Consider the following 14,856-nt stretch of genomic DNA (forward strand, 5'->3'; position numbering starts at 1 on the left):
GAACTAAAGGGGCAGTTTAGTTCATTAATAACTCATTTATGAATTGATTAATGATAAAATAATGGAATAATTTCCTTGATTAAATGGGGTGAAGAAATGTATTGGAAATTAAGAATTCCTCTTTTTTTGTTTGTTATGGGTGTTACATCTGGTCTTTATCAAAAGTTTCCTAACCTTTTTCTTGTAAATACATCTTATTTTATAAGAAGTGTTGTATATATTGGCCTAATTGGAATCATCTTTACTATTTTAGAAAATTCAAAAGTGAATGAAAAAAAAGTCCATATCATTATTGGGATGGTGTTAATTTTTTCAGGAATTTTATTTGATAATCTAATGGTGTAAAGACCATCCTTAATCAACTAACAGGTGCGTATCTGAAGATCGGAGCTGTCTTTAAGGCAGCTTTTTCTTGTGGAACTATCGGGGCAGGTTAGTTTATCAATTTGGTAGGAGGAAAATATGAAGAAGAAATTCCTTTGCAAGAAGGTAAAGTGATTTTTTTAAAGAATCGGATTTTTGGGATGTTTGGTTACAAGATGCCATCAAACAGCGACAAACAATTTTAATTTAAAAAATGTTTTTATCAGAAGTTATCACACCTCGCGAATAAGGAAGAATTATATATTGATAAAACAAGGTAATACCAGAATTTCCTCAAAAAAACCTTTCTACACATGAGTAGAAAGGTTGGTTAAACAATCCTAATTTAATTTTCTTTCGTTAATCGACTCATTCGGAATGGAGTAATGATGAGAACGATAATAAGAACAATTCCCATATAGCCAAAGATTGGATAGAGAGAGGAAACAAGTTTAGTGAAGCCAAAGAAGCTTGCTATAAATCCTATCAACAGTGATGAAATAACGATTACTTTAAATTTTGTGGTCTGCGGATTTGAAAAGCGTGTTCCAAATGAGTAGAACATGCTGACGGCCGTATTGAAAATCATAGCGAACAGAACGAGAGAGTACAAAATACCTAGGAGAGGTGAAATACTGTTGGCGATTCCCAGCATGGGCATATCCAAGCCCGATACAGTATTAATATTTGAGAGAATAGTAAGGTGACTAATTATAAGAAGTAGACCTAAAGCGATCCCTCCTGTAAGCCCTCCAATGGATGATATCCTTTCATCGGGCTCATTTCCACCCATAACAAGTGTCATGGAAGCCCCCATTGCAATGGTTATTGAAATATAGTTTATTGTAGATATAAGCCAATGTCCCGCAGCTGAATTTTGTTCCAGCGCATGTGGTTCAAGTGACGTAAACGATGAATTCATTGTAAACATACTATAAATGAATAGAAAAAGTACGACAAGAATCAGAAATGGTGTGACGGATGCAATTACCTTAATCACACGGTCGACTTTCAGCATAACTGTTATCATAACAAGAACAGTCATAACAATGGTTCCTATAAAGGAAGGTAATCCGAATTGCTGATCAAAGATCGAGCCTGACCCCGCAATCATGACAATTCCTATACCAAATAGGATGGCGTTCAGAACATAATCAATGATACAGCCGAGAAAGCGACCACAAATCTTATAAATTACTTCCTGATGCGAATCTGTTTGTGTACGACTGCCAAGCTTCATCAGAATCATTCCAAGATATGCAAAAATAGCGACTGAAATGATAGCTCCAATTGTGCCCAAGTTCCCGAAGCTTACAAAATAAAGCATGGTTTCTTGTCCTGAGGCGAACCCTGCTCCGACTAGAATTCCGATAAAAGCGCTAGCGATCTTAAGGATTCTCTTCATGTTGTCCTCCGTTTTTCTTACGTTTAAATTTTTTTCTTAACTATTTGATAGGATTGTTATTTGATGGAGATGATTAACTTAGACACCGTCCTTTTATGGTACTGAAGTTCCCCAGTACTCTCGGGGGATTAGTCGATTTCCCGTACGCTACTGCCATCTCTTCATTCAGCTCTTTCGAACGTTTCGCTGCATGATGAATCGCCTGTGAAATGGCTCTGCCGCCATTATTTTTCCGTAACGCATCAAGTCCGGATGCTGTCGTTCCATTTGGTGAAGTGACTTTCTCTCTGAGACTTGCCGGTGTCTCGTCGTTCACCATAATCATCTTGGCTGCGCCTAAAATCGTTTGGGCGACAATCTCACGGACCATTGCTTCATCCATCCCCTTTTTAACGCCAGCGTGTTCCATATGCTCCATTAAATAATAGAAGTAAGCAGGTCCGCTTCCTGCAATTCCTGTAAAAATATCCATATGCTCTTCTTCAATTAAGAACACTTTTCCCATACAGCCTAACAGTTCTTTCACTGCTATCACGTTGTCCATCGCTGTATATCTTCCCGGACATAACGCGGTTGCCGACTCCCGGATCATGCTCGACGTATTTGGCATCAACCGCACAACCTGCTGTCCAAGCTGTAGATGATTTTCCATGAATTCAGTGGAAATGCCCGCTAAAACAGAAATTACAACTTGATCCACCCTTATTTTATCTTTGAGTGCATCAAGAGCATCTGCTGCTCCCTGGGGCTTCATTGCCAAAATGAAGAAATCAACTTCTTCATAAGGTAATGCATCCTGATGGACCGTATGGACTCCATACACGTGATTCATTTCCTCGAGTCGTAATTGATTGCTGCGATTTGTCACATAAATTCTTTCTGCTGGTATGCTCCCAATCTGCACAATTCCTGAAATCATCGACTCTGCCATCGAACCGGCTCCTAAAAATGCAACAGTTTTATCTCTCAACATTATGCCCTCCTAAAAGTTCATTGTTCGTAATTCCGTTCGTATTTTTTAACCTTGTTATCGTAACATGCTGAGATTTAGATTCAAGGGAAGAGAGGACATTCACAAGGAAAAGGCCGAGATAGTGAAGGGAAGCGTTATCATTTGGGGCTTACATGCCAGTCAGGTCATTTAATCAAGGATAATCGGCTGTAATCGGGGTATTTGCGGATATATTAGGAAGAAAAACGTAATAAAATTATTGAACTATATGGAGCTGAGTTGAACAATCCAGGTAACTGCGGCACCTCTTTTTCCTATTCCAAAGTTATTTTGTGAAGGGTTGTACTTAAATTAACGGGTGTGTTAGCAAAAGATCGGAGCTGTCTTTAAAGGCAGCTTTTTCTTTATACAACAAACTAGTCAGGATAGTTTAGGAATAAATGATATAATTTGTAATATTGATTTAATTTAAAGGAGTTTGCTGCACTTGCCAACCTGTCAGCAATGTGGCTATAAATGGGGTTCGATAGAGGCCTTTTTTAAAATGTTTACCTTTAAAAAGAAGTTAAGATGTTCATCCTGTGATTCATCCCAATACGTTTCCAAGAAAACAAGAAAGCTATTAAGCTAATTTATATTAATATCTTTATTGATTGTACCGTTAATATCATATGGTGTACCTAAAGGTTATGTCTTAGCTTTTGAAATAGCTGCGTATGCTTTAGTGATTATTTTGATGCCATTTATATATAAGCTAAGTAACAAGGACGAACAGATGTGGTAGTCATGCATTAACAAAAGATCGGAGCTGTCTTTAAGGCAGCTTTTTATTAATGCAACTATCAGGGCAGGGGAATGAATTTAAAGCAAAAGAACAGGGAGGGGAGTCAGCATGAATCAGAATATTGGTACAGAAGAAGCGAGTAGAAGGTGGGATAGTTTCGCGGATACATATTCTGAAAATCATACCGAGCAAGGAGATCTTCATAAAGAAGGTTTTTTAAATCCAACTTTATTATCACTTATGGAAACGGTAAGGAATAAAAACGTGTTAGATGCCGGGTGTGGTGAGGGGTATTTAAGTCGAATGTTAGCGAGGTCCGAAGCGACTGTAACGGCTGTGGATTATTCATCACGGATGATAGAAATTGCTAAAGAAAGAACCCCGAATGATTTGTTGATTGATTATAGGCAGGGTAATTGTGAGGACTTGAATTCTTTAGAGGACAAAAGTTTCGATTTAATAGTATCCAATATGGTCATTCAAGATCTTGCGGATTACGAAAAAGCATTTCAGGAAATGTATCGTCTATTAGTAGATGGAGGCTGTTTTATATTTTCGATTTTACATCCTTGTTTTGTTACTCCAGAAAGTGGTTGGGAAAAAACAAAGGGCGGTAAAAAACTGCATTGGAACGTAGATAAATATTTTTATGAAGGTGTATATGAACAACGTTTAGGTGATAAAGAAAAAATGCTATTCTTTCATAGAACATTAACAAGTTATATAAACACTTTAATCAAAACAGGTTTTATTTTAGAAAGCATAATAGAACCTAAGCCATCAAAAGAGATATTAGAAAAATATCCTTCATTTGAAGAAGAGTTCAGATGTGCTGATTTTATAGTTTTTAAACTAAAAAAGTAAAGGTTATAAAAATATTATAAAATCAACTAGAGGAAGGTGTACACGGTGGGGGGAAATTACAGAATGATGAATGAGGTCTTAGCAAATGTCCAGTAAAACATATCAAATGAACCAGAGTTATGCTGATTCCCAAGAAAAACAAAAAATGTTATACAAACGTACATTAATTATTATAAGTATTTCACAAATTTTTGGCGGTGCCGGGTTAGCTGCTGGAGTTACGGTGGGGGCACTTCTTGCACAACAAATGCTTGGCACAGATGCATTTGCTGGAGTTCCATCGGGTTTATTTACTTTAGGATCTGCCGGGGCTGCTTTAATCGTAGGGAGACTTTCTCAACGTTACGGTCGCCGTACAGGTCTAACAGCTGGTTTTTTGATAGGTGGGCTTGGAGCGATAGGAGTCATAACGGCAGCCATCATAAATAGCGTTTTCCTTTTATTTGCTTCCCTGCTCATCTATGGTGCAGGAACTGCGACAAATTTACAGGCTCGCTACGCTGGTACGGACTTGGCTAACAATAAACAGCGAGCCACTGCCATCAGTATTACCATGGTGTTTACAACATTTGGTGCAGTTGCCGGTCCGAATTTAGTGAATGTAATGGGGGATTTTGCTCTTTCTATTGGCGTTCCTTCACTCGCTGGTCCTTTCATTTTATCAGCGGCAGCATTTATCTTGGCAGGTCTTGTCCTTTTCGTTTTACTTCGCCCAGACCCATTAGTTATAGCAAGAACAATAGAAGCGTCCAAACAAGAAAGTAATCGATTAGGATATTCGGCTGATACTGAACAAATGGTAAACAAAAGAGGAATTATTGTTGGTGCGGCAATTATGGTTCTTACTCAAATTGTAATGGTGGCCATAATGACCATGACGCCAGTTCATATGAGACATCATGGACATGACTTGGGTGAAATAGGTCTCGTTATAGGATTTCATATAGCGGCCATGTATCTTCCTTCACTGGTTACAGGTGTCCTTGTTGATAAGTTTGGCCGTACTGCCATGGCTATTGCCTCTGGAGCTACGCTGCTTCTGGCCGGTTTAATATCGGCGATTGCACCAGGCGATTCTATGATTCTCCTAGTTATTGCCCTTTCTTTACTTGGATTAGGATGGAATTTCGGTTTAATAAGTGGGACGGCTCTTATTGTTGATTCAACTGACACTTCGAATCGGGCTAAAACCCAAGGTACGGTGGATGTTTTAATTGCATTATCAGGAGCCTCTGGTGGAGCCTTATCTGGAATGATTGTGGCCGGCTCAAGTTATACAGCATTATCATTTATCGGAGGGTTATTATCTTTATTATTGATTCCAGTGGTCATCTGGTCTCGGGGAAGTGAAAAATAAAAAGAAGCCATATAATAAGTAAAAAAAGTCATTTCCTATCGTACAGGAAATGGCTTTTGAAGGTCATTTTGGAACGCTTGAAACGTTTCCCCCTTTTTTGCCATACAAAAAATCCCCTCCATCCTCGAAGGGGTGCTCTGTTTTGTGCAATAGCATTGGAGAAATGAACAAAGTTTACCAGCTCATAATTATTGTAGCATTGATTGATGAGCAATCTGTAGATTATAATAATAATAGGAATGCTACAAATGTACATATAAATTCATAAGAACTAACGGGTTGGGGGAGAAATTATGATGAAAAAACTAGCAAAGGCATTAACCGTAGGAGTATTAGCTCTAGGATTACTGGCAGGAGTTGGAGCAAATAAAGGAGAAGCTGCAACAGTAACTAAGCCGATCGGTTCAACTTTCTATAAGAGCGCCTTAGTAGGTACTACCTATAAGGTTCAAGATTATAAAGGTAATACAATTAATGCAAAAACAACTAAAGCTGTAACGTTAACTCCATATGCAACAAATAAAAACTTTTCATATGCTACAGTAACATTTGTAGATTATGATAAAGTAGGAACAAAGTGGGTCAAGTATACAAAAACAGCCAAAGGATATTTCTTTACTCCTATTAAAAATGGTATAACTTACAATGAATATACGAATGTAAAAAAAGGAATGACTTATAATCAAACGGTATCTATCACAGGTGAATATATGAAATTGGAATCAACATATACATATGGCGGCATTACCCAAAAAGATTATACCTGGAGCCGTTACAGTGACACTAATGACACAGATTTTTATACGGTTTTTGAAAACAACAAGTTAACATACAAAAGCTATTCTGTAAGTGAATATTAATAACAAAAAAGCCCCTCTCGTGTGAGAAGGGCTTTTTATTTTTATTATTCCAAGTATAAAAATTGTTCTTTTTCATTTAGGTGAATTTTGACATTGTGAGGGGAGGGGTGAAGTTTTGGAAAATACAAGAAAATTGAACAAACAAGAAGCAATACCTTTGATATTGACTGTTGTTTAGTTATAGCTGCAATACTGGTTTTTTTATCGGCAGATCGATACCGAATATAGATTTAAGGATATCGATTTTTTTATTTTGATATTGGATTTTTAGTGGCATTGATTTTGGAAACCAAGGCAAAGCAATTTGGTATAAGAGTAATCAGCGTTTTATCAAAGCTTTCGGGACCATAAAGCAGGTTTTAGCCATAATAAATCCAAATGATTAATTTTAGGTGCTTTAGGAGCTGTCTTTAAGGCAGTTTTTTCTTAATGAACTAACGGGGCAGGATAGTTTCATAAGGAATACTGTTAAGTGACATTAAGTTTAAAACATAATAAAGTTGTTTAAAAACGGCAGTCATGTTTTTCCATTAAAGGGCCAGATTGTGGAGGATTGTACTTAAACGAGGTAGGGTTGTTTAAGATCCACTATATTTTTTAAAGTATCTCTATCTAATTAGAGATGCTTTTTTATTTCATTAAAAGAGAATAGGATATTAGTTAAACGATACAAATACATCAAAATAAAACAATTATTTATTGGTAAACGATAAATAATTGTTTTATAATAATAATAAATAAAGTGGGTGCTTCTTTATTGACTGGTGCCTATCTTAAAAAAAGGATTGCACCATTTCGTTAAAGAGACAGAGTCATTGAATAATTCAATGCGAAAGGAGTATGTTTTTTGGGGTTAACTTCGATTTTAATTGGACTTTTTGGAGCTATATTAGTTATTATCTTCGTTTTTCCATTACTAATGGTTAGAAAATATGGGAAAGGTTCACCTCCTTATAAGTGGTCTTATTGTATATTCGGTCTATTAATTATTAATTGGATATTATACATTACAGGTTTTTATACATTGCTTCCTGTTAATGTTGCAGACTTAATTTTTATCCCAATATGGTTTATTGTTTGTGCTTTAGGTGGCTTATTTACAATATTTGAGTTTAGGAACAACAAAGCCTTTGCAGTTCCCCTTGCTGGTTTTACTTTTATTAGCTTTGTTTTCGCTTTATTCATAATCGGTATATCACAGATGTAACGGTGAAGTAAGTATTCAACAAAAGGATAAGAATCGCTTTTCTTAATGAACTAACGGGTGCGTTAGCTGAAGATCGGAGCTGTCTTTATGGCAGCTCTTTCTTTATGCAACTATCGGGGCAGGTTAGTAAAAGAAGGTATAATCAATTATTCAACAAGAATATGAGGAACACGAGGTCAAAAGTGATGTATCAATACCAACACGAGGTAAAAAGAAAAGAAAAGATATATAAGGCATATGTCATATTATTTATTATATCCGTATTGATAAATGTAGTTTTATTCTTTGTAGATGGTAGTATCCTTCGTGGAATAATCAGTCTCTTAGTTTTTTCTATTGTCCTTTACTATGGTTTACGAAAGAAAGTCTGGGCAGAATTAATCGTAAAATGTATTGTATGGATGCATTTAGTTTTATTGTTTATTATGTTTCTAACTATGATAATTAAAGTTATACTGTAAGTACCTTTTTCAACTAATGGGTGCGTTAGTTGATTATAGAAGACAAAAAAGATCAGCGTTTTTATAAAAGAATAGTAGTATAAGGGCATGTTTTGATAATCTTTTTTCAAAACATGCCCTTTCTATTTATTTATTAAAGTTTTTTGTTTAGGTACTCAAAATAATCCTAGTGCTTTTCTAGTTCAATTAGAATAAGATGGATTAGTTAATATTTACTATATGAGAAAAAATGGGGAAAAATTGTTATGAGAAATTATTTTATTTTAGCAGCAAGTGTTATCTCAATTGGATTGCTTGGTGCATGTATGCAAGAAGAAAAAGCAGTAGATAAAAAGGCTCCAGTCGAAGAAAGTGCACATGCTGAGGAACCGACAGATGTTGAAGAGCTCTCTTCAGAAGAAGTAAACGAAACTAAATCTCTTTATACGGTGGACAGTTATATAAAGTCAGTCGAAGAAAACCTTGATGCAAAATCGGAAACATTAATCAGTAATATAAAGGAGTTACATAAATACACCATTTACTCTAAAGTGGAATTATTGGATTTTGTAGCATTTGTAGAAGATCCTTCCGAGTTTAACTTATCCATTACTATGTTCTCAATGGATAGACAAGCTAATGAAGTCTTTAACGAGAGTAAGGATTCTTCTATCTTTGCAGGTAGTCTGGGTATGATTGAAAATGTAAGATACACCCACCTTTTAGGTAATCAAACGAATGACTTTTGGGATTTCTACGAAAAAAATGAAGAGGAACTTAACCTTGCAGAAAAACAAGCGTTTGCTACTTGGGTCGCAGATTGCTGGAAAAAAGCAGATGGACAAGCAATCACATTGCCAGCCTACTTTTCTCTTCACGATGATTATGAATCCTTTGATTTAAAGAAAAATCAGTGGGTTACAGATGATGAGAAATGGTCTTATTGATACATTAACGGAGGGGCCTTTATCCACATTGTTCCTCATATGAGTAACTTCAATTGAAGGTCTTTTTTGTTAGTACATTGGTTACATAGTAAACCTGCAATAGATTAATATACTATTCTTGTTCAACTTACGGGTGCATTACTTCATTACCAGGAACTGATCAGCAGCTCCTTTTCTTATGCAACTATAGGGGCAGAATAGTTTAAAAAGGATTATCAAAGGAGTCGGTAAGAATGAGTTTAGCTTCCTACATTGGCTGTAATATAGAATTACCTATTAACGATGATGAATATTCAGATGATTCTTTTTACATTGGAAGATGTTTTGCAGGAGATAGCGAACTGCAAAATTTAAAAAAACATCAGTTTACTAACCCTTATGTTTACGAGGTATCAAGTCATTGGGGAATTGAGATTTCGGAATATATGAATCAAGAAACCTGTGCTGAATCAAAAGTAAAACTGTTAGAACTTTGCAAAAGAATGGACAGCTATCTTGAAAAAGGGGATTATTTTGAACTGTATAGCTGTTGGATTGGAGATGAAACTGATAAGCGAGAGGGTGAGATAACTCTCCAAATCAATAACTTTGATATTGACCGGATTGAAATACCAGAAAAAACGTTAGTGAGATTTGAAAAATAAAGGCTTCTGTGCTTTAGCTGAAGATCGGAGCTGTCTTTAAGGCAGCTTTTTCTTATGAAACTAAAGGGGCAGGATAGTTCCATAAGAAATTGACTATTGGTTAATTGTGGAATATAATTGCATTAAAAGGAACGTACGTTCTTTTTTGGTGGAGTAGCTTTTGATGTGGAAAAAATAAACTATGAAAATTATGATTGGAGTGTTAGTAGATGAAAATAAAAAAAGTTTATCTATATGTATTTAATACAATGTCAGACTGGGAATATGGATATTTAATTGCTGAACTAAATTCAGGAAGATATTTCAAAAAAGATTTAGCACCTTTAAAAGTAATTACAGTAGGAGCGAATAAAGAAATTATTACAACGATGGGGGGACTGAGTATAAAACCAGATATTTCTCTTGATGAATGTAACTTTGATAGTAAAGATCTTGTAATTCTACCTGGAGGGAATACTTGGGGAGAAGCTATTCATCAACCTATCTTGAAAAAAATTGGCGAGGTTTTAAAGCTTGGCACTATTGTTGCTGCTATTTGTGGTGCTACTGAGGGACTAGCGAATATGGGATATCTAGATTCTAGAAAGCATACAAGCAATAGCTTAGAGTATATTAAAATGGTCTGTCCTAATTATAAAGGAGAAAATTTTTATGAGATGGAACCTGTAGTAACGGGTGAAAATTTGGTTACTGCATCGGGAGTAGCTGCTTTGGAATTTGCGATGGAAGTACTGAAAAAATTAGATGTATTTGCACCAGATACATTACACTCGTGGTATAACCTAAATAAGACTCACAAACCTGAATACTTCTTCCAACTAATGAACTCAATAAATAAGTGATTTTAAAAATCAACTTGGCAGTTTTATTTTACTTGAAATAACCTCTATACTTTATGCGATGCCAAAGTATAGTTTTAGTACATAACTTAAAAATTTTAGAGAAGTTAATAGAGATTGTGAATGATTGTACTTAAACTAACGGGTGCGTTAGCTGAAGATCGGAGCTGTCTTTAAGGCAGCTTTTTCTTTATGCAACTATCGGGGCAGGTTAGTTGCATAAGCAATTTTATGTTATTCGACTAACATGTCAAGCTGAATTTTCAAACTCATTTATCTAATTCAGATAACAACCCTTTCCTGATTTAAAGCCCTTTTATAAACCTTACATAAAAAAAAATTTCAGGATAAAAATATAGTAAAGAGGAGTGATGATCCGGTGTTTTATAAAATAGCTGTTTTTATTTTATTGTTTTCCTTAACCATTTCAACTGCAGATAATGTACGAGCTCAATCGTTATCTAATCAAAATCAAAAGATTGTTTTTGAATATACGCCTAATTACAATCGTCTATATAGCTTTTTGAATATAACTGAGCAGGAATATACAAATTCAATTAAGGCAGGAAAGACTATGGCAGAAATTGCTGAAAATCAAGGCATTTCAAAACAATCTTTAATTAATTTTTTATCAAACGAGATGACTGCTCAATTAGATAAACAGCTCAATGAAGACAAAATCAATAAGGAAACCCATGAACATATAAAAAGTAATTTAAACCGTGCTATTCAATATGATATTAATTACAGATTTCAAAAACCTAACTTAAATCCTTAATGATTGGAAATTAAGGTCAACAAAATAATGAAATTTAAAAGAGCTGAGCGTAATAGTCAATAAAACTGACTATACGCGCAGCTCTTTTTTTAAATCAGTTATAAATATCAGCTCCAGGACTTATTACATAATACCAACCATTTGTATCATTAAAATACATATTTTAATAAAACTTAATCTTAGTGAACTAACGGGTGCGTTAGCTGAAGATCGGAGCTGCCTTTAAGGTGGCTTTTTTTATGCAACAACGGGGCACTTAGTTGATTAGGGTATTATGGAATGTATGGTAAAATTAAGGTAACGATATTTTTGGATTTACTAGGGGAGGTTAAATGCAGGGTGACAAAAATGAAACAAAATATATGGGAGAAAGAATATAAAAATGTTGATAGTTTATGGGGATTCAATCCTAATAGTATCTTATCTCAATATGTTGAAATGCTTCCTGAAAACGGAGAGGTTTTAGATATAGGTATTGGAGAAGGAAGAAATGCCTTTTTTTTTGCTAAACAGGGATTTGTTGTTGAGGGTATTGATATTTCGGAAACAGCAGTAGAACGATGTTTGGAACTTTCAAAAGAGCACAATTTAAATGTTAAAGCTAAAGTTCAAGATATTACTTCATTTGAGATTGAACCAAATAAATATTCTTTAATCATACTTTCTAATGTACTTAATTTTTTTCCTGATAATGATATTAAAATTATTATCGAAAAGGTGAAAAATGGGTTGCATAAAAATGGGTTGGTATATATTAATGCCTTTGATGATAAAGAACCAGGTAGAAAGAAAGCTCCAGAGAAGTATGAACAGTTAGCAGAGCATACGTTTTATAATGAAAGTTCAAATATGTTTCTTCATTATTTTACAAGAAGTGAATTAGAAGGCTTTTTTGCGGATTATAAAACGATAAGCTTATCTCAATCTTACTCTTTAGACATTTCGCACAGTAAACCTCATTTCCATAGCACATTAGAAATAATGTCACAAAAGTCTTAAAAAAGTTATCGTTCTTACTCACTAATAACTGTGTTAGTTCCTGATAAAGGCCACCATTTGGTGGCCTTCTGATTGTAAAAAAAGAACCCTTAATTAACTATCGGGGCAGAATAGTTGAAGAAATGATATTATTATGGAAAAAAGTAACATGACATTTGGAAAGGTTGAGAAAAATTGGAGATTTGGAAATTAAGTGAAAAAGTATCGAAAATTAGCGATGTAATACCTAATTATTTTGTTAGTCTATTCTTGTCTTGTATCTCTTTTTCTGTTTTTATAATTGTAGTTAGTGGAGAACCCTCTTGGTTGCAGTTAATGCCTGTTATTATTTATTCTTTTTATGTTGTTATACCTTATTTACTTTTTGCAGTACCATTGCAAATTATATTTAATAAACGCCCGAGAAAATTTAATGTGTTTTATCTTTTAATTTACACGGTACTTTCTTTTGTAGCAGTATTTTTATTTAATGTAATGATATTTAGAGTTGAACCTACATATTTAGTTAAAACCCAAATATATTACGGTTTTAGTTTTGCAGCAGCAGCTATTTATTGGTTTTGGGATTCTGTCTTCTTACAAAAGAAAAACTGAAATATCCTAGTTCTTCAGCTAACAGGGTGCGTTAGCTGAAGCTCAGAGCTGTTTTTAAGGCAGCTTTTTCTTATAGAACTAAAGGGGCAGTTAGTTCTATAAGAAAATCAAAAATTGGGGATAATACCTTTAATATTGTTAAAGGAGAGAGGCCCAATGAAAACTAAATTGTCTATTTTAATCTTAACTATGCTTATGTTAATAACTGTTAATGTAAATGCACAAACTTCCGAAAAGTATACGGATAATAGCAAGAAACAACTAATCAGTGCAAATGAATTTTATAAAAGAAACAACTTAGGAGATTATAGTGAATTCAAAACTGCAACCCTGAATATTAGAGAAAAACTTCTGTATAAAGATTTAAAATCAACAGTAAATAAACATTCGGAAAAATATTCTCTAGTTAATATTTACAATAATCCACACCCAAATATAGATCCTAAAAGGCAAATTTATCTTTTTTGTTCCATTAAAGAGACAAAAGAAAAAATGTTTCATAAATTTTTAATTATAGATGCTGAGACAAAAGAGCCAATATCTGAAGGAAACGGAGAAAGTTGGTACTAATTAAAGGTCTATACTAACCCCTCAAATGAGAAACCCAACGCAGAAGGAGAATACTACTCCATAAAGACAATAATCCTTAATGAACTAACGGGTGCGTTAGTTCTTTAAAGAGCTGTGACAATCACTCTTTTTCTTGTGGAGCTAATGGGGTAATTTAATATAATAAGAATTATAGAAAGCATAAAGGACCGGAAATTCACTATATTAAAGGGTGGGAAATGACATGCCAAGAAAGTACCGATTATATCAAATTGATTCATTTACGAAAGAAAAATTATCGGGTAATCCTGCTGGTGTAATTACAAATGCAGATGGTTTATCTTCGGGTGAGATGCAGAGGATTGCAAGAGAGCTAAACAATTCGGAAACGGCATTTATCTTTAAATCAGCCAATAGTGAATCTGATGTACATATTCGTTTTTTTACGCCTACACATGAGGTTCCCATTTGTGGACATGCGACGATTGCGGCCCACTATGCTCGTGCAGTTGAAAATAGTTTAAATACAGTTAAAGTTTATCATAAAACCGGTGCCGGTATTTTACCAGTCGATGTGATTAATGAAGATAATGATTACAAAATTATAATGACGCAGGGTAGTATTAGTTTTGAAACGGTGATTGATGGTGTAGCTTTGGAAAACATATTAACGGCTCTCAATATTAGTGAAAAAGATTTATTAGAAGATTGTCCAGTACAAATCGTTTCTACCGGGCATTCCAAGGTGATGATTGGAATTAAGAGTTCGGAACTTCTTCACAAATTAAACCCTGATATGGATCTACTTACAAAAGTCAGTGGATTAATTAATTGCAATGGTTTCTATGTTTTTACGATGAATGCTCCCGACTCGGAAATTTTAATTCATGGAAGAATGTTTGCTCCTGCAATTGGTATTAACGAAGACCCTGTTACGGGTAATGCGAACGGTCCTTTAGGCGCATACTTAATACACCATGGACTTGTCAAACATGATAATTCTTTATTCAGTTTTAAAGCAGTGCAGGGAGAAGCTATAAAACGGTCGGGTATCATTGATGTCCAAGTGAAAATTTGTAATCAGGAACCAGAGGAAGTAAGGATTGCGGGAAATGCTGTAATCGTATTTAAGTCCGAGTTATTACTTGAATAGCCATTCAACGTGCGTTAGCTTAAGATCGAAGCTGTCTCAAGGCAGCCTTTTTCTTATGGCACTAACGGGGCAGATTAGTTGTATAAAACATGTGTTTATCTATAATTGGTAATATATTCAT

General features: G+C 34.6%; 15 protein-coding genes. 13 read left to right on the plus strand and 2 right to left on the minus strand.

Annotation, left to right across the window (positions count from 1 at the left end):
• The first annotated feature begins 96 nt into the window (after window positions 1–96).
• Window positions 97–345 (plus strand): hypothetical protein, encoded by a 249-nt coding sequence (locus AC2YHV_RS22180; protein WP_187050130.1) that lies wholly within the window; start codon window positions 97–99, stop codon window positions 343–345.
• Between the two features lie 364 nt (window positions 346–709).
• Here the strand turns inward: AC2YHV_RS22180 and AC2YHV_RS22185 are convergent, their stop codons facing one another.
• Both AC2YHV_RS22185 and proC read right to left on the minus strand, forming a co-directional pair.
• Entirely contained in the window at window positions 710–1,768 is a 1,059-nt protein-coding gene (locus AC2YHV_RS22185; RefSeq protein WP_487374171.1) for a YkvI family membrane protein, read from the minus strand.
• Window positions 1,769–1,841: 73 nt separating this feature from the next.
• Window positions 1,842–2,741 carry a pyrroline-5-carboxylate reductase gene (proC, locus tag AC2YHV_RS22190; protein ID WP_487374172.1) on the minus strand — a complete coding sequence of 300 codons (900 nt, stop codon included), beginning with the start codon at window positions 2,739–2,741 and terminating at the stop codon, window positions 1,842–1,844.
• A gap of 871 nt (window positions 2,742–3,612) precedes the next feature.
• On the opposite strand from proC, the gene AC2YHV_RS22195 reads away from it, so the two are divergent.
• From AC2YHV_RS22195 to AC2YHV_RS22250, 12 genes are all read left to right on the plus strand, one after another.
• Entirely contained in the window at window positions 3,613–4,368 is a 756-nt protein-coding gene (locus AC2YHV_RS22195) for a class I SAM-dependent methyltransferase (protein ID WP_487374173.1), read from the plus strand.
• Window positions 4,369–4,453: 85 nt separating this feature from the next.
• Window positions 4,454–5,725 (plus strand): MFS transporter, encoded by a 1,272-nt coding sequence (locus AC2YHV_RS22200; RefSeq protein ID WP_057277108.1) that lies wholly within the window; start codon window positions 4,454–4,456, stop codon window positions 5,723–5,725.
• Window positions 5,726–6,018: 293 nt separating this feature from the next.
• Entirely contained in the window at window positions 6,019–6,585 is a 567-nt protein-coding gene (locus AC2YHV_RS22205; RefSeq protein WP_239859428.1) for a hypothetical protein, read from the plus strand.
• Window positions 6,586–7,432: 847 nt separating this feature from the next.
• A complete protein-coding gene (locus AC2YHV_RS22210) occupies window positions 7,433–7,792 on the plus strand; it encodes a hypothetical protein (RefSeq protein ID WP_487374174.1) in 360 nt (119 codons plus the stop codon).
• Between the two features lie 706 nt (window positions 7,793–8,498).
• On the plus strand, window positions 8,499–9,179 hold the full coding sequence (locus tag AC2YHV_RS22215) for a hypothetical protein (protein ID WP_487374175.1): 681 nt from the start codon (window positions 8,499–8,501) through the stop codon (window positions 9,177–9,179).
• A 233-nt stretch (window positions 9,180–9,412) separates the two neighbouring features.
• Entirely contained in the window at window positions 9,413–9,823 is a 411-nt protein-coding gene (locus AC2YHV_RS22220) for a hypothetical protein (RefSeq protein WP_487374176.1), read from the plus strand.
• Between the two features lie 209 nt (window positions 9,824–10,032).
• Window positions 10,033–10,665 (plus strand): type 1 glutamine amidotransferase family protein, encoded by a 633-nt coding sequence (locus AC2YHV_RS22225; protein ID WP_487374177.1) that lies wholly within the window; start codon window positions 10,033–10,035, stop codon window positions 10,663–10,665.
• A gap of 376 nt (window positions 10,666–11,041) precedes the next feature.
• Window positions 11,042–11,440, plus strand: a complete 399-nt coding sequence (locus AC2YHV_RS22230; RefSeq protein WP_487374178.1) for a hypothetical protein — start codon at window positions 11,042–11,044, stop codon at window positions 11,438–11,440.
• A gap of 348 nt (window positions 11,441–11,788) precedes the next feature.
• Window positions 11,789–12,439, plus strand: a complete 651-nt coding sequence (locus AC2YHV_RS22235; protein ID WP_487374179.1) for a class I SAM-dependent methyltransferase — start codon at window positions 11,789–11,791, stop codon at window positions 12,437–12,439.
• A gap of 174 nt (window positions 12,440–12,613) precedes the next feature.
• The gene (locus AC2YHV_RS22240; protein ID WP_487374180.1) at window positions 12,614–13,033 is read left to right on the plus strand and encodes a UPF0715 family protein; all 420 of its coding nucleotides are present in this window, start codon (window positions 12,614–12,616) and stop codon (window positions 13,031–13,033) included.
• Between the two features lie 156 nt (window positions 13,034–13,189).
• Entirely contained in the window at window positions 13,190–13,603 is a 414-nt protein-coding gene (locus AC2YHV_RS22245; RefSeq protein WP_487374181.1) for a hypothetical protein, read from the plus strand.
• A 223-nt stretch (window positions 13,604–13,826) separates the two neighbouring features.
• A complete protein-coding gene (locus tag AC2YHV_RS22250; RefSeq protein ID WP_275729321.1) occupies window positions 13,827–14,735 on the plus strand; it encodes a PhzF family isomerase in 909 nt (302 codons plus the stop codon).
• The last annotated feature ends 121 nt before the right edge of the window (window positions 14,736–14,856 follow it).

The organism is Peribacillus sp. SRI_006 (genome assembly GCF_057586375.1).